The following is an 18908-nucleotide window of genomic DNA, read 5'->3' as shown; positions in this document are numbered from 1 at the left end:
ATGACTACCGTTGTCTTATTTCTCGCGGCCGGTGTTTTCTTCGCTCTGGCGTGGCTCTTGAGCACCGCGGAGGCCGCTTTCCTTGCGTTGTCCCGCCAAGCAGCTGAAGAGCTCACGGAACATCCACGCCGCAAACTTCTACCCAAGATCCTCGCGAAACCGACCCAACACACGTATGCGATCCGGTTCTGGAGAGTCTGGACCGAATCTTTGGCCGGCATCGCGTTGGCATGCGCGTTCTTCTTCGTGTTCGCACACCCGCTGGTGGCGGCTGGGCTTGCTGCATTAGTGACTGCGGTTCTGTCCATTCTTGTGGTTGGTTTCGCATCGCGTCAGTATGGGCAGCGCCATGCCGCAAAGACAGTACTTTATACGGCGTGGATCGTTCGGTTCTTGACCTGGCTGCTTGGCCCGGCTTCTTCGTGGCTGGTTGCGATGGCTACCCCTAAGGGCGCCCGCCCTGGGGCGACTTTCCTCACGGAGGAACATTTCCGTGACATGCTCGAGCGCGCATCGGAAACCCAACAGATCGATGATGCAGAAGCCGAACTGATTCACTCTGTTTTTGAACTCGATGACACGCTAGTCCGTAGCCTCATGGTTCCGCGCACAGACATGGTCACGATTTCGGCTGATTCCTCGGCAGAAGACGCGATCAGGCTGTTCATGCGTTCCGGTTGCTCCCGTGTTCCGGTGATCGGTGAAGACAGCGACGATGTTCGCGGCGTCGTTCACCTCAAAGACGTGATCGGGAACCTCTATTCGGATGAGCTGAATGCAACCAACGTGCTCGAGGTCGCTCGGCGTGCCCGTTTTGTACCTGATTCCAAGCACGTCAATGAGCTGTTGCAAGAGTTCCAGCGCGAATCCACGCACTTCGCGATTGTTGTGGATGAATACGGTGGCACCGCGGGGCTGATCACGCTTGAGGATCTTCTTGAAGAGCTCGTAGGCGAGATCGATGACGAATACGATTCGGATACACCTGACTACACGCAGCGCGAAGACGGAAGCTATGAGGTCGATGCCGGCTTCCAGATCGAACACCTAGGCGAACTTTTCGACCGCGAACTTCGCGATGAAGACGTCGATACGGTTGCCGGGTTGATGGGTAAGCTCATCGGCAAGGTCCCGATCGTCGGTTCCGTCGCTGAGATCGATGGGCTACGCATGGAGGTCAGAACCCTCGAGGGTCGCCGCAACCGTCCGGGCAAGATTATCGTCACGGAACTTGATCCACCTGTTGACAATGAAGCAGAAGACGATGGCGAAAGTGAATCTAATGCTGGTGCCACGACCATGCAACGCTATGAGCGGTTGCGAGGCGATCAATCGGGCGAGGACGGCACTCGCATGGATGACGCGGACGCTGGCTCAACAGATAGGCGCGTATCGGACCGTGACACACTAAGTGAAGAAGATGGGTCCGCTGGTAATGCTCAGCGGGCTTCGATGAGACGTGAAAGTGAGCAGGACTAATGCCTCCAGCACATGATTTCCGAGCTGGTTTCATTTCCCTTGTCGGGCGCCCTAACGCAGGGAAGTCCACTCTGACGAACGCTCTGGTGGGCCAAAAGATCGCGATCACCTCGAATAAGCCGCAAACAACCCGGCACACGATCCGTGGGGTTGTTCACCGCGAGAACTATCAGCTCATCTTGGTCGATACCCCCGGTATTCACCGCCCACGGACTTTGCTGGGGCATCGGCTCAATGACTTGGTTGAGAACACGTTGCGGGAAGTCGATGTCATAGGTTTCTGCACACCCGCAAATCAGGCGGTAGGGCCGGGGGACCGTTTCATCGTTGAACAGCTCGCCAAAGTTAAACGCACACCGGTGATCGCGATCGTCACCAAGACTGACACAGTGGATAAATCCCGCGTGGCCAACCATCTGCTAGAAGTCCAGGCGATGGGGGATGAACTCTTGCCTGGCGGGTTTAGAGCGATCGTTCCGGTTTCTGCACTCAAGGGTGAACAACTGGCAACCCTCGAAGACGTTATGGCTGAACACATGCCTGTCTCGCCGCCGCTGTATCCCGATGGGGACGTGACTGATCAGCCTGAACTCAAACTCGTCTCCGAGTTCATCCGCGAAGCCGCACTCGAGGGTGTCCGGGAAGAGCTTCCGCATTCGCTCACGGTCACCATCGAAGAGATGGAGCCGCGTGAGGACCGCCCGGAGGACAATCCACTCACCGATATCTACGCAACCTTGTATGTTGAGCGTGATTCGCAGAAGGCGATCGTGATCGGTAAGCGCGGTTCGCGGCTGCGGGATGTTGGGCAGCGTGCCCGACGATCCATCGAGGCGATGCTCGGAACTAAGGTCTACCTCGATATCCGCGTCAAGGTCGCTAAAGATTGGCAGCGCAATGCCCGCCACCTCGACCGTTTCGGTTTCTAACGCTCGGCTGAGGCGTAAGTCCACAGTTGCGTCATGAATGCACAAGCACCCCGGCCCGGGTGTTAGCTTTTAACCATGATCACGGTGCGCATGCTTCTTCTTGCTTGCCGCGACGAGATGCCACAGTTCTAAAGCCTTACTTACCCCCGCGCCAACGGCAGGTTGAAGGTAAACGTTTCGGCCGAGTCTCGTCGCGGAGTCTTTTGTTGCGGAGTTTTTCGCGCTCGGCCGTCGCACATTCGTCGTCTACAGGAGCTAAACCGTGAAGAATTTCCAGCAGCCATCCGGCATGCCAGTACACAAGTACGACCCTTTTCATGAACAGATCACCGTTGATCTGCCTGACCGTACGTGGCCGGATCAGAAGATCACGAAGGCGCCGCGCTGGTGCGCGGTTGATCTGCGTGACGGTAACCAAGCACTCGTTGACCCGATGGACACCGACCGCAAGCTGAAACTGTTTCAGCTGTTGGTTGAGATGGGTTTCAAGGAGATCGAGGTGGGGTTCCCGGCCGCGTCCCAAACCGATTTCGACTTCGTACGCCACCTCATCGATAACGATCTGATCCCCGAAGACGTCACGATCCAGGTTCTGACCCAGTCGCGTGAGCACCTCATCGAGCGCACGTTCGAAGCCCTCGACGGCGTACACCGTGCGATCGTGCACCTATATAACTCGACATCGATCTTGCAGCGCCGCGTGGTGTTCCGCCAAGACGAGGACGGCATCGTCGATATCGCGTTGACCGGTGCCCGTCTGTGCAAGAAATACGAAGAGCAGATGTCCGGTGATACGGAGATCGTCTACGAGTACTCGCCGGAGTCCTACACGGGCACCGAGCTGGAGTTCGCTCGCCGGATCGTCGATGAGGTCGTCGAGGAGTTCGGTGCAACCCCGCAGAATCCGATCATCGTCAATCTGCCTGCAACGGTAGAGATGGCGACTCCGAACGTGTATGCCGATTCGATCGAGTGGATGCACCGCAACCTCAAGAACCGTGAGTCCATCATCCTCTCGCTGCACCCGCACAATGACCGCGGAACCGGTGTTGCTGCCGCGGAGCTTGGCTACATGGCTGGTGCCGACCGCATCGAAGGTTGCTTGTTCGGCAACGGTGAGCGCACCGGTAACGTGGACCTGGTATCGCTGGGTATGAACATGTTCAGCCAGGGTGTGGACCCTGAGATCGATTTCTCTGACATGGATAAGATCCGCCGCACCGTCGAATACGCTAACCAGATGCCGATCCCTGAGCGTGTCCCGTGGGGTGGCGATTTGGTCTTCACCGCGTTCTCTGGCTCGCATCAGGACGCAATCAAGAAGGGCTTCGAGGCGATGGAGGCCGATGCCGCGGCAGCTGGCAAGACTGTGGACGATATGGTGTGGGCTGTCCCTTACCTGCCGATCGATCCACGCGATGTTGGCCGAACCTACGAGGCTGTGATCCGTGTGAATTCGCAGTCCGGCAAGGGCGGGGTCGCGTACCTGTTGAAGGCGGATTACGGTTTGAATTTGCCGCGCCGTCACCAGGTTGAGTTCTCCCAGGTGGTGCAGAAGCACACCGAAACCTCCGGTACCGAGGTCACCTCGGAGCAGTTGTGGCAGGTGTTCAACGACGAGTATCTGCCCGCCAAGCAAGATGATTCGCAGTGGGGTTATTTCCGTCTGCTCAATGTTGAGAGCACCCACGAACCAAACGATTCAGTCAAGCTCACCGCGACCATGAAGATCGACGGTGTCGAGCGTGTACGCAGCGCTTCCGGTAACGGCCCGATCGACGCGCTCGTGAACCTGTTGAACTCCGAGGGTGTCGACGTGCGAGTCTTGGATTACACCGAGCACGCCCTCGAGGCCGGCGGTGCGGCGCGAGCTGCCGCCTACATCGAGGCAGCAGTCGATGACCGCGTCTTGTGGGGCGTTGGCATCCACACCAACACGACGCTTGCTGGCTTGAACGCTGTGATCTCGGCAGTCAACCGTGCGATCCGGGACCGTCAAGCGGCAGGCACCGCTGCTTCCTAAACCCTCGCACCGATTCCGGTAGCAGGCATTGTTGTGGGTGGGCCGAGCGCATCAACGCACGCCCCACCCACGTCTGTCTACGGCATAGGTCTATAGGCTGTAAGCATGGCCCGTGGTTCAACTTTCTCTGCGCGTTCTTATAAGGACCGCGCTATCGTGTTGCGCCACTATAAGCTCGCTGAAGCGGACCGGATCGTGGTGTTGCTGACGCAATCGCACGGGCAGGTGCGGGCGGTCGCGAAGGGTGTACGCCGGACCGCGTCCCGGTTCGGTGCGGTTTTGGAGCCGGGCATGGTGATCGATGTGCAGCTCGCTCAAGGCAGGAACCTGGATACCGTAACCCAGGCGCAGATCGTGGAGCCGTATGGCGCTACGTTGAGTGCGGACTATGTCCTCTATAGTTGCGCCGCGGTCATGGTTGAAGTTGCTGAGAAGCTCACTCGTGATGACGCCGATTCCACGCATGTCCAGTTCACGTTGCTCTACGGGGCCTTGAATGCTTTAGCCACGCGGCAGCAGCATCCTTTCGCTGTGCTTGATTCGTACGTTTTACGTTCTCTTGCGGTTGCCGGCTGGGCGGCCTCGTTCGCTGAATGCGTCCGATGCGGCGCGCCAGGTCCGCATCGTAGCCTCAACGTCCCGCTGGGTGGCGCTGTATGCCCCGACTGTCGGCCTGCGGGTTCCCGTAGCCCAACGCCGGAAGTTATGGATCTGTTGGATGCTTTGAACACGGGGGAGTGGGCACGGGTTCAGCGCGCTGATCACGTGACGATGCGGCAGGCCGGTGAGATCGTGACACAATATGTGCAGTGGCACCTCGAACGCTCAGTTAGGTCGTTGAGTGTGCTTGATCGCGCGCAGGATGTTTGAATCGGAGGTTTGCGCTCATAGTGGCTGATGTTTCCGCTTCAGTTCCAGCACCAGGCCAAGGGGCTGTCCGCTTCATGCCGGACTATAAGAGGTCTTTGTTGCCTCACCATGTTGGCATCGTGATGGATGGCAATGGGCGATGGGCGAATCAGCGGGGCCTTCCCCGTACCGAAGGGCACCGGGCGGGGGAGCAGGCGCTACTCGATGTTGTCGCAGGAGCCATCGAGGCTGGCATTAAGCATGTTTCGGTGTATGCGTTCTCCACGGAGAACTGGAAGCGTAGCCCGGACGAGGTCCGCTTCTTGATGGGTTTCTCACGCGATGTTTTGCGGCGCCAGCGCGACACGTTGAACGAGTGGGGTGTGCGTGTTCGTTGGTCTGGTGAGCGTGGTCGGTTGTGGAAGTCAGTCATCTCTGAGTTGGAGACTGCCGAGCAGATGACGCGGAATAACACCGTCATGGACCTGGTGATGTGCGTCAATTACGGCGGCCGTTCGGAGATTATGCGTGCGGTGCGCGAGATCGCCTCCGATGTTGCCTCCGGTGCGCTGTCTGAGCGGGGTGTCACTGAGAATGCGTTGAACGCACGGATGTATCAGCCGGATCTTCCTGATGTGGATCTGTTTTTGCGCACCTCGGGCGAGCACCGGATTTCGAATTTTCTTCTATGGCAGTCGGCGTATGCGGAACTGGTTTTCTTGGATACGTTGTGGCCGGATATGAGCCGTGAAGTGTTCTGGGACGCGTTGGGCCAGTATGTTTCGCGGGATCGCCGTTTCGGTGGCGCGGTGAATAAGCCGGTGTCGTTAGGTTCCCAGCCTGGTTCGTCCCCTGCTATAAACGGCGAGGTTTAGCCCATGCACTATGGGCACTGTATTGGTCTGGAACGTTGTACTGATCAGGAAGTTGCTTGATGCGTTTTTACCCTACGTTTTTTAAGCTTGCGTTTTCTCGCATGGATGCGGAGAAAGCTCACCACCTCGGTTTTTCGATGATCCGCTTGGTCGAGAAATGCGGCCTTGGCGCGGTTTTGCGTCGCTTGACGCGCCCGTCGACTCCCGTGCGGGCAATGGGCTTGACCTTCCCTTCAGCTTTCGGGCTGGCGGCCGGTTTCGATAAGCACGGCGAGGGAACCACTGCGCTGACTAACCTGGGGTTCGGCCACATCGAGGTGGGTACGGTCACAGGGCAGGCTCAGGATGGAAACCCTCAGCCTCGCTTGTTCCGTCTGGTTGAGGACAAGGCGATTATCAACCGGATGGGTTTCAATAACGAGGGTGCTGCAGCGATCGCTCCACGTTTGGCCCGCACGCGGGAGGTTTTGAACCGCCGCGCCGGTATCCGCCCGATCATCGGCGTGAACATCGGTAAAACCAAAGTGGTTGAGCTTGAGAACGCTGTTGATGATTACCGGCTTTCGGCCCGCACTCTGGCGCCGTACGCGGATTACATGGTCGTGAACGTTTCTTCGCCGAACACACCGGGCTTGCAGATGCTGCAGGATATTGAGGCGTTACGTCCGCTGCTAGCGGCCGTTCGCGAGGAAGCCGATGCGGCGGTTACCGACCGCCGTGTTCCGTTGGCGGTGAAGATCGCCCCGGATCTTGCTGATGAGGATGTCCGCGATGTTGCCCGCTTGGCTCAAGATGTGGGGCTCGATGCGGTGATTGCTACCAACACCACGATCAAGCGGGCGCCACTTTCAACACCGACGAATGAGGTCGTTGCCCTGGGTGCTGGCGGTTTGTCGGGCCAGCCTCTGCGAGAACGCTCGATCGAGGTGCTAGAGATACTGCGTGAGGCACTCCCAGAAGAGATCGCGATCATCTCCGTTGGCGGTGTTACTACTGGCGAGGACGTGATTCAACGCATCGAAGCAGGCGCTGATCTAGTCCAGGGCTATACCGCTTTCTTGTATGAAGGTCCGTTCTGGGTCCACCGCATCAACCGTGCACTCAAGAAAGCCTATAAACGCAAGGCTGCTTAGCTGCCAACGCCTCACTTACTGCACGGTAGCTTCCCTTAAACACGGTTCGGGACCCTGTCAGGGTCCCGAACCGTTGTGTATTGAGCATTAGACCGCGGTGCTAGCACCGGCGGATTATCACTCAGGGTATTCGCCGCGCTTATTCTGTGGTTTTGGTTGGCGCATCGGGCGGAACTGCAGCGCACGCATGAATGCGTACCACATCGTTCCCTTCTCGACCTCACCGAATTTCAACAACAAACGCTTCTTGAGCTGGCGGCTTGCCCAGATGCCATCCACAATCACGATGAACAGGTAGATCCACATGATGAAGACCATGTTCGCCTGCGCCTCGGGAGGCAGGATCGAGGACATTAGAAGCGAAGTGACCAGGAAGAGCACCACAACGATGAGCAGGGTCTCACCGATGGATGTTCGGGCGTCGATGAATTCACGGGCGTAGCGGCGCTGTGGCCCCTTGTCGCGGGCGAGCAGGTAGCGTTCATCCCCGGTACGCATCCCTTCACGGATACGCGCGGCCTCAGCGGCGCGGCGCTCACGCTGACGCTGCTTCGCAACAGCAGGGGAGCCACCTACCAAAGGGCGGCGGTTCTTTGCTTCCTGTTCACGGCGTGAAGGGGTGGGGCCCTTCTTAGCGCTAGGGGAGCGGCCCTTGTCTTCTTCCACTACAGGCTCGGGGGCATTCGTTTGAGCTTTGCCCGCCCGTTCATTCTTTTTACGACCAAACACGGCCCCAATCCTATCGGCCTTTGGCTCAATTACCGAACACGCGACGTGTTATTGGCCTTGGTGACCGTATTAGTGTTGGTTCTATGACTGAAACAAACGAACCCCTTTCCGTTGTCTCACCTGATGTGGTCGATCAGCTGCGTTCAGCAGTTGATGGCCAACGTGAACAGCTCATCAAAGAGCTGAGCGCACTCGTTGAGATCCCTTCGGTCGCGTGGGATGATCTTGACCCGCAGCCGGTGATCGATTCCGCGGAAGCGGTGGCTGAGCTGTTCCGCTCAGCTGGTCTCGAAGACGTCCGTGTTCTCTCCGCTGCTCGCCCTGATGGGGCGCAGGGCCGCCCGGCTATCATCGCGCGTCGCGAAGCAGCAGACGGTATGCCTACCGTGCTCATGTATGCCCACCACGACGTGCAGCCCACCGGGGACGTGGAGCTATGGAACACGGACCCGTGGAAAGCCACTGAGGTCAATGGGCGCCTGTATGCCCGCGGCACGGCCGACGATAAAGCAGGCATCATGGTCCACGTTGGAGCGCTACGCGCTATCGACCAGGTAGCTGCCGCGACCGGGCTTGGCTTGACATATTTCATCGAAGGTGAAGAGGAAGTCGGTTCGCCATCGTTCGCTAACTTCCTGCAAGAGAATCGCGATGCGCTGGCAGCTGAGGTCATCATCGTTGCTGATTCGAGCAACTGGAAGGTCGGCCAGCCTGCCTTGACCACGTCGCTACGTGGCCTCACGGCAGGAGAGTTCGAGGTTCGGGTACTTGAGCACGCTGTTCACTCAGGTGTCTTTGGGGGCCCCGTTCTGGACGCCCCGACGATCGCGGCACGCTTGGTCGCAACCCTCCACGACGAGAACGGTGACGTGGCAGTTGAGGGGCTGGCCGTCGCCTCGACTGCCGAGATCGACTATGACGAGGCTGATTTCCGAGCCGATGCCAACGTAGTTGAGGGCTTACGTTTGGCAGGCACCGGTTCGATCGCGGATCGTTTGTGGCGCAAGCCAGCCATTTCGCTCATCGGTATGGACATCACCAACGTGTCGCTGTCCTCCAACACGATCATCCCGATGGTGCGGGGCAAAGTTTCAGTGCGTCTAGCACCGGGCCAGGACCCGGCGTTGGCGGCGAAAGCTATGGAAGAGCACTTTGCGAATCAAGACATCTTCGGTGCCGAGATTAGCTATAAGACCACGGAGGTTGGCCCGTCCTTCGCGACCGATACCTCCTCGCCGGCTGCTCAGGCGAAGATGTGGGCCCTTAAGCAAGCATGGAACGTCAAGCCAGTGGAAATGGGGCTTGGAGGCTCGATCCCATTCATCGGCGACCTCCAGGCGGTCTTCCCAGACGCCGAGATTCTCGTCACCGGTATTGAAGACCCGGATACCCGAGCACATTCGGCCAACGAATCGCTACATATTGAAGACTTCTTCAAGGCAACACTTTCGGAAGCTCTATTGCTTACGCATCTGGCCACTGAAGCGGCCAACAGCTAAGGGCCTCGGACTACACTAGAGACAAAACAAGGTTTTCGATGGCAATAGAAATACCGCCTTCGATGACCGCAACAAGGCACACAGCATGCTGGATATCCGGCGTGCTGGGTATGGAGGTTTCTCATGACAACAGCTGCAGAGACTGCAAGCCATGAAGTCACTTTGACTGATGGTGCTGCCACTAAGGTTCGTGAACTGCTTCAGCAGGAAGGCCGCGATGATCTTCGACTACGGGTCGCTGTACAACCCGGTGGTTGTTCGGGTCTGATCTACCAGCTGTACTTCGACGAGCGTGTCCTCGACGGCGACGCCATCCGTGATTTCGATGGTGTCGAGCTGATCGTGGATCAGATGTCGGCTCCGTATCTTGCGGGATCGACCGTAGATTTCGAGGATTCCATCGAGAAGGTCGGCTTCACGATTGATAACCCGAACGCTGCGGGTTCATGCGCCTGCGGCGACTCGTTCCACTGACCAACATTAAGTGCATTCGGCGCGCCAACTGTGCGTCAGAGCGCAAAGAACGGTACTCTCTAAGGAGAGTAGGTGTGCCAGTTTCTCCACCGGCCGCCGCTTACCATCACGTCATCCGCATACACTCAAGAGGAAGGGCCGTCTGTGAGTTCGCAAGTTCGGACCAGCGGTCGCGTCAAGACCAAGGTCTTCGGCGGGATCCTTGCCGTTGGGGCACTAGCCCTCGCGGGATGCACCCCCGTGTCCAAGAATGGCTTCCTGCCCCTGGAAGATCTGGACACGACCAACCACACTCGCTCACTCGCGGAGCTGTGGAATCACTCCTGGATCGCCTCGTTGGTAATCGGTTTGATTACCTGGGGCTTGGCTCTGTGGTGCATCGTTGCCTACCGCCGCCGCAAGGGCGATACCGGTTATCCAAAGCAGCTGAGCTACTCGCTGCCACTCGAGGTCTTCTACACGGCGGTCCCGATCGCCATTATCATGACCTTCTTTACTTTCACCCACCGCACGCAGCAGAAGGTTGACACCCCAGTTGACTCTCCGCTGACCGTTAACGTCTACGGCAAGCAGTGGGCTTGGGACTTCAACTACGACTACGAAGGCGATCAGCGCTACGAGGTTACGACCCAGGTGCACGAGCCGGGCAAGGTCGTTGACGAGTCCAAGCTCCCGACGCTCTACCTCCCAGTTAACGTTCCGGTTCACTTCAAGTTGAACTCGCGTGACGTGATCCACTCGTTCTGGATTCCTGCATTCCTTCAGAAGATGGACATGATCCCAGGTAAGCAGAACCACATGTGGCTCACCCCGCAGAAGGAAGGCACCTACGCAGGTAAGTGTGCTGAGCTTTGCGGTGAATACCACTCCGAGATGATCTTCCAGGTCAAGGTTGTCTCCGAGGAAGAATTCAAGAACCAGCTCGCGAAGATGGAGAAGGGTAGCTTGAAGGAGGAGTACAACCGTCTTGAGGTTACTCCGACTAACGATCCTTCCTACCATCGTCTGACTGGCGAAGAAGAGCCAAGCCGAGAAGGGAAGTGATGACTCGTGGCAACTTTTGAATACTCGTCCAACGAGTCTCGCACCGTAAGTCAGCCGGTGGTGCCTAAGTCCAAGGGCCGCATCATCGTCGACTGGATTACGACGACTGACCACAAGAAGATCGGTTACCTTTACCTGATCTCCGCGTTTATTTTCTTCTGCATCGCCGGTGTCATGGCGTTGCTGATCCGTGCAGAGCTCTTCGAGCCAGGTATGCAGATCCTGCACACCAAGGAGCAGTACAACCAGCTGTTCACGATGCACGGTACCTTGATGCTGCTGATGTTTGGTACGCCGCTGTTCGCTGGCTTCGCCAACGTCCTCATGCCAGTACAGATTGGTGCACCGGATGTGGCCTTCCCACGTCTGAACGCGCTGGCTTTCTGGTTCTTCCTGTTCGGCTCGCTCATCGCGATGTCTGGCTACATCACCCCTCAGGGTGCAGCATCCTTCGGTTGGTTCGGTTACGCCCCACTTGCTTCCTCGACCTTCAGCCCTGGTTTGGGCGCTGACCTCTGGGTCTTCGGTCTGGCACTTCAGGGTTTCGGTACCATCTTCGGTGCGGTGAACTTCATCACCACGATCATCACCTTGCGTGCACCGGGTATGACCATGTGGCGTATGTCCATCTTCTCCTGGAACACGCTGATTACCTCGATGCTGATCCTCATGGCGTTCCCACCGTTCGCAGCAGCACTGTTCGCCCTCGGCGCTGACCGCCGCTTGGGTGCCCAGATCTTCGATGCCTCCAATGGTGGCCCGGTTCTCTGGCAGCACCTGTTCTGGTTCTTCGGTCACCCAGAGGTCTACATTCTCGCGCTGCCGTTCTTCGGTGTTGTGTCTGAGATCTTCCCGGTCTTCTCCCGTAAGCCGATCTTCGGTTACAAGGGCCTCGTCTTTGCAACCATCGCGATTGCTGCCCTCTCGGTTGCGGTCTGGGCGCACCACATGTACGTGACTGGCTCCGTCATGCTTCCGTTCTTCGGTTTCATGACCATGCTGATCGCGGTACCAACCGGTGTGAAGTTCTTCAACTGGCTCGGCACTCTATGGCGAGGATCCATCACGTTTGAGACTCCAATGATCTGGAGCCTCGGCTTCCTCACGACCTTCCTCTTCGGTGGTCTGACCGGTATTACGTTGTCTTCGGCACCGCTGGACTTCCACGTTTCCGATACCTACTTCGTTGTGGCTCACTTCCACTACGTGATCTTCGGTACCGTCGTGTTCGCGATGTTCGCAGGCTTCTACTTCTGGTGGCCAAAGTGGACCGGCAAGATGCTCAACGAGCGCCTCGGCAAGATCCACTTCTGGCTCGTGTTCATCGGTTTCCACCTGACCTTCCTGGTTCAGCACTGGCTCGGCGTCATGGGTATGCCACGTCGCTACGCTGACTACCTGCATTCCGATGGCTTCACCGCCATGAACCAGGTATCCACGGTTGGTTCCATGATCCTCGCGATCTCGATGATTCCGTTCTTCTTGAACGTATTCATCACCCACCGCAACGGCCGCCGCGTACAGGTTGATGACCCGTGGGGCTTTGGCGCCTCGCTCGAGTGGGCAACGCCTTGCCCACTGCCACGTCACAACTTCTACTCGCTGCCACGTATCCGTTCCGAGCGTCCGGCACTGGACCTGCACCACCCAGAACTCGCTTCGGGTCGTGTAACGCCAACTGGCCCAGTGGCATCGGTCTTCGGTCCGGCTGACCAGGGAGATAAGTGATTAAGTTATGAAAACTAGTGGTTACTTTTTCTTAGCTGGTGTTCTGTTCTTCATTCCGATTGGAATCGTTTACGGTTTCATGACGAGCTTCGAGGAATGGGTAGGTTTCCCAGCACTGGTATTGCTTGGTCTGATGACCGGCATGATCGGCTACTACTTCAACAAGCATGCTAAGCTGTCCGACAACCTGCCGGAGGATGACACTGAGGGTGAGATCGCTGAGCGCGCTGGCATCTACGGTCAGTTCACTCCGTGGTCCTGGTGGCCGCTGATGCTCGGTGCTGGTGTAGCTATCGGCTTCGCAGGCCTGGCCATCGGCTGGTGGGTTTTCTACCTCGGCCTAGGTGCTGTAGCAGTCGGCGTCCTCGGTTGGGCGTTCGAACTCAACCGAGGCTCCTACCGCCACTAAATACCAGCTGACATAGTTTGAAGGGGCTTCCGCACCATGGTGCGGAAGCCCCTTCAAACATTTAACGATCGAAAGTATCTTGTTGCCGATATAGTTGAGACCTAAGCCCTCGTCGTTTCTCATCTTCACGTGTCAGACTTTCCGCGGCAGGACGTTCCATGAAGAATCCGTCAGTTACCACCGAGAGCACTCACGACAATCCGGCAACGCAAGAACCACCGCCAACACAGGAACTACCGGCATCCTCAAAACCGTTGGCAACTCCCACAGAGCAGGCCGTCACCAACACGGATCTCATCCTGCAAGCACTCGTAGACGCTTGGAAACATCACCCGATGGGAGCGCAAGGGCCAGCCTCCCGGGGGCAACGCAGCAGGGAATCCTATAAACGTTCAGACGGCCTCACAGAGGCTTTGCGTGGCGTTCTGCTGCAGATACCGCCAGGAACGCGTTTACCGGGGGAGAGGCCCCTAGCTGAGGCTTTAGAGGTATCCCGTACGACACTGAGGAATGCTGTCGAAACACTAGCCAGGGAAGGTTATGTTCGCGTTCAGCCGGGCAGGGGGACACGTTCAGCCCGGCCAACCTCCACGCCGCCCACGTATGGGCTACGCACCTTCGCTGAGGAGATGCGTTTACGGCACCGCACCCCAAGCGTTCGCTTGATCCGTCACGAGGTTGTGAAGGCGACGAATCTTCTTGCGCGAGAGCTTCGTCTTGAGCGGGGTGAGGAGATCCTGTACCTGCAGCGGCTGCACAGCGCCGATAGCGCACCTGTCGCGGTTGAAGAGATGTACGTTGCGTTGCGGCGTACTGCGGGCCTCTTAGAAGGGCCTCCCAGCGCTCGGATAGAGAAGCATCTGGATGAGCGTTGCGGCGTGTCGTTGAATCGTTCACTCGAACAGATCGAGGCTGTCACAGCCACATTGATGCAGGAGCGAATGTTGAATCTGAGTTCCGGTGCAGCGCTTCTCCAAATTGTGCGGCACCAGTTCGCCGGAGATGAGGTAGTGGTCTTTAGCGGTACGTTCTATAGGCCTGAGGCTTTCCCGATCAGGCTTGATCTCAGGCGCCAGTAGAGCTTTTACCTGCATGACTGCAGGTGGAGATGGCGGCCCTGCCAATGCTCTATCAGCCACCGATCGTGGCTCGCTATGATCAGTGTTCCCGGCCAGTCGCGTAAGGCTCGTTCCAACGACTCGATGGTGTCGAGATCCAGATAGTTGGTTGGCTCATCCACGATCAGTGTTGACGGGTGGGCTGATATGGCAACAGCTATTTGCGCTCTGCGTTGGTTTCCGTCCGATAGCTCCGGGATTGGTGTAGACCACATTGCTGGGTGGATGACGCCCTTACCGAGCTGACCCACACCGTTGTGCCAAATACCAACGGTGAATCCGGGGTCGTTTTCCATTGGAAGTCGTTGCTGAACCATGGTCACAGGCTCCTCGCGGGTTATGATCCCTGACGAGATGACGCCCTGTGGCGGCTGAGCGGTGGCGATCCACTGCAGCAGTGTCGACTTCCCGGCGCCGTTATCGCCAGTAACAAGTAGATGTTCACCGGCAGCTAGGTCGAGGTCGCACGGTGCCAGCCGGTGCTCGACAGCAGCGTGCCGAATGCTGAGAGCTAGGCCTTCGTATGGCTCTGGAGTTGGGGTGCTGAGTTCGAGTTGATAGTCGCGCGGCTTACGGACTTCCCGCTCTTCTAGTCGTTCTAGCTTGACGTCATCGTTGCGTGTGCGTTTGACAGATGTCGCGGCTGCGCGGTCGGCGAAGAACTTCTTTTCCTTACCGGTCGCGGTCTTGAGGCGTACCCCGCCGCGGGCAATCTTCATGCTCTCGTTACGGTGCTCGCGTATGTGCCGTTTATCTGCTTGCTGCTCCGCATGAATCTGGCGGTGTGACTGCCGGGCTTTTTCTTTCGCGGCTAGATACTGCGAGTAGTTGCCAGCATTACGGAACAGCCCGCCGGTAAGTTCGTGGCCTTCGGCTCTAGCGAGCTCTTGCCAAACCGTGATGTCCATGTCGTAGATGACAGTCGCAACGTTCTCAATGAACAGACGGTCGTGACTGCTTACAAGCACAGGGCCGGGCCACTTGGTGACCATCGCGGTGAGGAAGTCGATCGCTTCACGGTCCAGGTGGTTTGTCGGTTCATCGAGTATCAGCACGTCTGGTTGTAGCGTGAGCAGCGCAGCTAAGTGAAGGCGTGCACACTGACCGGGGGAGAGACTCGTGAGCAGACGTTCCGAGGAACCGGAAAGCACCCCTAGACCTAGGCCTTCAAGTGTTTCATCTAGGCGTGCTTCGAGTGACCAGACATCGTGTGCGGTCATCGCTGCCAAAAGCTGGTCGTATTCGCGCTCGGCGCCGGTGTCGCCAGTAGCTAGCGATGCAGTGTTTTCTTCGAAGCGTCGAGACAGTTCATGCAACGGTGCCAACGCGGTCGCAAAATACTCCGCTACAGTACCGTTGAAGCGTTCCGGTTCTGGAATCGGTGCGCCAACAACCCGGGAGGTGATACGACCGCTGTCTGGTTTAAGTAGCCCCGAGGCGACGTTCAAGAGCGTGGTTTTGCCACAGCCATTGGGTCCCACAAGGAAGGCTCGCTCACCATCACCAACGTTGAGTGACACCTCATCTAGTACCTGGTTTGAACCGTATGCGAAAGAAATATGGTCGAGCTTGATGGAAGGCATAGTGATCTCCTGAGCATTGCTGGGCTCTAGCAACACAATGGGCACCTATAGCGTGCCGACTGCTGCCGTTAGAAGCGGGGTGGAGATCACTTGTTCATGGCTATGAATTATACACACCAGTTGAGCGTGGCTGTTGGCTACAAGGATGCTGTCGAAAGAACCCGGGTAACGCAAAAGGGTGGGTCCGAAACTTTCGTTTCGAACCCACCCTCAGCTGTTGTGTGGAGTGAAGCTTACTTCTCTACCGAACGGTGATCAGATCCTTCGATCTCATCGTGGTGTTCGTGAGCTGCTTCGAGTTCTGCCGGGGTGACCGGTGCAACACGGTCCTCGAGGAAGAACTTGGCCCACTTGGCGCGGCGGCGCTCCTTCTTGGAGATCTTGCCGTCTTCATCCGGCTGGGCCGGGATGTAGGCAGGGGAGTTGTAGGAGACCAAGCGCCAACGGTCGTATTCGCTGAGCTCGTTGTGCTTCTCGTGGAAACCACCGTCTGGGCTCATCAGAACGATGCCGGATTCGCTACCGTGCAGGACGGTCTCGCGGTCCTTACGCTGAAGCGCGATGCAGATTCGGCGGGTAATGATGAAGCCGAGGATTGGGCCCAGGAAGAACAGGACACGCAACCAGTAGGTGACATCGTTGAGCGAAACCTTGAAGTGCGTTGCTACGAGGTCAGAGGACGCTGCAGCCCACATGACGCAGTAGAAGATCACACCTGCAACACCAACGGCCGTACGGAACGGAGCGTTACGTGGACGGTCGAGGATGTGGTGCTCGCGGTTATCCTTGGTGATCCAGCGTTCGATCCATGGCCAGCCGAACATCAGCGCGAACAGGAACAGAGCCGGGCCAAGCGCTGGCAAGAGCACTGCGAATGCGAACGTGTTGTCACCCCATGGGAGCGATACGACGCGCTCGAACGAGAAGTCGCCGAGCATACCTGGCATGAGACGCAACGCGCCGTCAACCCAACCGATGTACCAGTCAGGCTGAGTACCCGCGGAGACCGGCGATGGGTCGTATGGGCCGTAGTGCCAGATCGCGTTGATCTGGAAGACACCCGAGATGAATGCCAAGGCACCGAAGACGACGAAGAAGAAGCCGCCAGCCTTAGCTGCGTAGACAGGACCAACCGGGTAGCCGACCACGTTGTTGTTGGTGCGGCCCGGGCCAGGGTACTGGGTGTGCTTGTGAACGACGACCATCATCAAGTGGACGACAATCATCGCGAGGATCATCGCTGGAACCACGAGGATGTGGAGCACGTAGAGGCGAGGAATAATGTGCTCGCCTGGGAACTCGCCGCCGAACAGGAACATCGAGATGTACGTGCCAACGATCGGGATGGCCTTGATAACGCCATCGATAATGCGCAGACCGTTACCGGAAAGCAGATCGTCTGGTAGCGAGTAGCCGGTGAAGCCAGCTGCGAGACCAAGGATCAACAGGACGCAACCGACAACCCAGTTGAGTTCACGTGGACGGCGGAACGCGCCGGTGAAGAACACGCGCAACATGTGCACGGACATCGCTGCTACAAACAGCAGTGCAGACCAGTGGTGTAGCTGACGCATGAACAGGCCGCCACGCACATCGAAGGAAAGGTCCAACGCGGTGTGGTAGGCAGCGGACATTCCGATTCCCTGGAGACCAGGGTAGGAGCCATCGTAAGTGACGTGCGTCATCGACGGATCGAAGAAGAGCGTCAGGAACGTACCGGACAGAAGGAGGATCACGAACGAGTAGAGGGCTACCTCACCGAACATGAACGACCAGTGGTCAGGGAAGACCTTGCGGCCGAACTCCTTGACGAGCGACTGAGCGCCCGTGCGGGTGTTCACAAAGTTGGCAATACGACCAGTTTTGGTCTTTGCCTCGTATTCAGTGACCGTATTAGTCATAGTGATCAACCACGCTCCCAGTAGCTCGGGCCAACAGGCTCCTGGAAGTCGCTACGCGCAACAAGGAAGCCTTCGTCGTCAACGGTGATTGGAAGCTGCGGCAGAGCGTGCGACGCTGGGCCGAAGACAACCTTGCACTCCTGCGTGAGGTCGAACGTCGACTGGTGGCATGGGCACAGCAGGTGGTGCGTGTGCTGCTCGTACAGTGCGATAGGGCAACCAACGTGGGTGCAAATCTTGGAGTATGCAACGATGCCGTTGACATGCCAGTCTTCACGACCAGGGGAGATGTGCATCCGGTCTTCAGACAGGCGCATGACAAGCACAACAGCCTTGGCTTTCTCGTTGAGCTTGTCTTCCTTGAGCTCGTTGAGGCCCTCAGGAATAACGTGCACTGCAGAACCGATCTGGATATCGGATGCCTTAATCGGCAGACCTGAAGGGTCACGAACGAGGCGGACGCCTTCGTGCCACATAGTGTGACGCAGAGAGTCAACCATCTGGTTCGCGGTCTTCTTGGTGCGATCAAGGTCGCGGAACATGAAGATTGCTGGAAGCGGCGCGATAGCAGCTGCGCCGATGAGCGTGCCGGTGAGGACCTTACGGCGGCTCATGCCGGACTCTTCGATGATCTCCTCGATCATCTGCTGAGCTTCAGCTCGGCCAGCCTCAGGAGCGATCTCGTGGCGCTCTTCAACAACTTCATGGTCTGGCATCAGGGACTTAGCCCAGTGGATGACGCCAAGACCGATACCGAGCATCGCGAATGCGGTACCCAGACCGATCAGCGTGTTCTGCAAGCGCAGCTTGGTGCCGATTTCGATGCCGGTGTGGCCGACTCCGAAGTAACCGAAGAAGAACAGGATTGTTCCCAAGATGGAGATCAGGAACAAGACGAAGACTTGACGAGAAGCGCGCTTCTCGGCCTTCGGATCTACGTCGGTGATACGCGGGGTGTGCGGCGGTAGACCGGGGTTCTGGAACTCCTTAGGAGTTCCCCCCTGACCGACCGGATCGACGGCACCCGACGTGTGCGGGTTGCCGTGACGTTCGTCGCTCATAGTGGCTTACTACCTTCTCTTAGATGTGCAAGTGGAGATGACATGATGCGTCCCCAACATTAGTTGGGGAGCAC

Annotated in this window: 16 protein-coding genes and 1 pseudogene; 13 read left to right on the top strand and 4 right to left on the bottom strand. The window is 57.7% G+C overall.

Annotated features, from left to right (window positions below; genetic code table 11):
• The 6 genes from J2S67_RS03845 to J2S67_RS03820 all read left to right on the top strand — a co-directional run bounded on the left by J2S67_RS03845 (position 1) and on the right by J2S67_RS03820 (position 7288).
• Entirely contained in the window at positions 1 to 1479 is a 1479-nt protein-coding gene (locus tag J2S67_RS03845; RefSeq protein WP_070506525.1) for a hemolysin family protein, read from the top strand.
• Positions 1479 to 2408 (top strand): GTPase Era, encoded by a 930-nt coding sequence (gene era / locus J2S67_RS03840; protein ID WP_310246484.1) that lies wholly within the window; start codon positions 1479 to 1481, stop codon positions 2406 to 2408. The genes J2S67_RS03845 and era overlap by 1 nt, the downstream gene beginning before the upstream one ends.
• A gap of 262 nt (positions 2409 to 2670) precedes the next feature.
• On the top strand, positions 2671 to 4431 hold the full coding sequence (gene leuA, locus J2S67_RS03835; RefSeq protein WP_310246482.1) for a 2-isopropylmalate synthase: 1761 nt from the start codon (positions 2671 to 2673) through the stop codon (positions 4429 to 4431).
• 105 nt (positions 4432 to 4536) lie between these two features.
• Positions 4537 to 5301: a DNA repair protein RecO gene (recO, locus tag J2S67_RS03830; RefSeq protein ID WP_070492144.1), complete on the top strand. Its 765-nt coding sequence runs from the start codon at positions 4537 to 4539 to the stop codon at positions 5299 to 5301.
• Positions 5302 to 5321: 20 nt separating this feature from the next.
• The gene (locus J2S67_RS03825) at positions 5322 to 6155 is read left to right on the top strand and encodes an isoprenyl transferase (protein WP_310246480.1); all 834 of its coding nucleotides are present in this window, start codon (positions 5322 to 5324) and stop codon (positions 6153 to 6155) included.
• 59 nt (positions 6156 to 6214) lie between these two features.
• Positions 6215 to 7288 (top strand): quinone-dependent dihydroorotate dehydrogenase, encoded by a 1074-nt coding sequence (locus J2S67_RS03820; protein WP_310246477.1) that lies wholly within the window; start codon positions 6215 to 6217, stop codon positions 7286 to 7288.
• Between the two features lie 117 nt (positions 7289 to 7405).
• Here the strand turns inward: J2S67_RS03820 and J2S67_RS03815 are convergent, their stop codons facing one another.
• Positions 7406 to 8017, bottom strand: a complete 612-nt coding sequence (locus tag J2S67_RS03815; protein WP_035755227.1) for a DUF3043 domain-containing protein — start codon at positions 8015 to 8017, stop codon at positions 7406 to 7408.
• An 83-nt stretch (positions 8018 to 8100) separates the two neighbouring features.
• Between J2S67_RS03815 and J2S67_RS03810 the strand changes: the two genes are divergently transcribed.
• The 7 genes and pseudogenes from J2S67_RS03810 (at position 8101) to J2S67_RS03785 (ending at position 14250) form a co-directional block, all read left to right on the top strand.
• On the top strand, positions 8101 to 9516 hold the full coding sequence (locus J2S67_RS03810) for a dipeptidase (protein WP_310246473.1): 1416 nt from the start codon (positions 8101 to 8103) through the stop codon (positions 9514 to 9516).
• A 123-nt stretch (positions 9517 to 9639) separates the two neighbouring features.
• Positions 9640 to 9990 carry an iron-sulfur cluster insertion protein ErpA gene (erpA, locus tag J2S67_RS03805; RefSeq protein ID WP_035755232.1) on the top strand — a complete coding sequence of 117 codons (351 nt, stop codon included), beginning with the start codon at positions 9640 to 9642 and terminating at the stop codon, positions 9988 to 9990.
• 144 nt (positions 9991 to 10134) lie between these two features.
• Positions 10135 to 11034 (top strand): aa3-type cytochrome oxidase subunit II, encoded by a 900-nt coding sequence (gene ctaC / locus J2S67_RS03800; protein WP_070492135.1) that lies wholly within the window; start codon positions 10135 to 10137, stop codon positions 11032 to 11034.
• A 6-nt stretch (positions 11035 to 11040) separates the two neighbouring features.
• The gene (gene ctaD, locus J2S67_RS03795) at positions 11041 to 12762 is read left to right on the top strand and encodes an aa3-type cytochrome oxidase subunit I (RefSeq protein ID WP_035755233.1); all 1722 of its coding nucleotides are present in this window, start codon (positions 11041 to 11043) and stop codon (positions 12760 to 12762) included.
• A gap of 7 nt (positions 12763 to 12769) precedes the next feature.
• A complete protein-coding gene (locus tag J2S67_RS03790) occupies positions 12770 to 13171 on the top strand; it encodes a cytochrome c oxidase subunit 4 (RefSeq protein ID WP_310246469.1) in 402 nt (133 codons plus the stop codon).
• Positions 13172 to 13329: 158 nt separating this feature from the next.
• Positions 13330 to 13731: pseudogene (locus tag J2S67_RS09830) on the top strand (winged helix-turn-helix domain-containing protein); the annotation flags it as partial.
• A gap of 69 nt (positions 13732 to 13800) precedes the next feature.
• Complete coding sequence (locus J2S67_RS03785) at positions 13801 to 14250, top strand: GntR family transcriptional regulator (protein WP_310246466.1); 450 nt, start codon at positions 13801 to 13803, stop codon at positions 14248 to 14250.
• Positions 14251 to 14255: 5 nt separating this feature from the next.
• Here J2S67_RS03785 and J2S67_RS03780 read toward each other — a convergent pair whose 3' ends face one another.
• The 3 genes from J2S67_RS03780 to qcrA form a co-directional block, all read right to left on the bottom strand.
• Positions 14256 to 15872 (bottom strand): ABC-F family ATP-binding cassette domain-containing protein, encoded by a 1617-nt coding sequence (locus J2S67_RS03780; RefSeq protein ID WP_310246462.1) that lies wholly within the window; start codon positions 15870 to 15872, stop codon positions 14256 to 14258.
• 233 nt (positions 15873 to 16105) lie between these two features.
• The gene (gene qcrB, locus J2S67_RS03775) at positions 16106 to 17773 is read right to left on the bottom strand and encodes a cytochrome bc1 complex cytochrome b subunit (protein ID WP_310246460.1); all 1668 of its coding nucleotides are present in this window, start codon (positions 17771 to 17773) and stop codon (positions 16106 to 16108) included.
• Between the two features lie 5 nt (positions 17774 to 17778).
• On the bottom strand, positions 17779 to 18834 hold the full coding sequence (gene qcrA / locus J2S67_RS03770) for a cytochrome bc1 complex Rieske iron-sulfur subunit (RefSeq protein WP_035755244.1): 1056 nt from the start codon (positions 18832 to 18834) through the stop codon (positions 17779 to 17781).
• Positions 18835 to 18908 lie beyond the last annotated feature (74 nt).

Source organism: Pseudoglutamicibacter albus (genome assembly GCF_031458175.1).
GTDB classification, from domain to species: Bacteria; Actinomycetota; Actinomycetes; order Actinomycetales; family Micrococcaceae; genus Pseudoglutamicibacter; species Pseudoglutamicibacter albus.
This window is presented reverse-complemented; position numbering and strand designations above follow the sequence as displayed.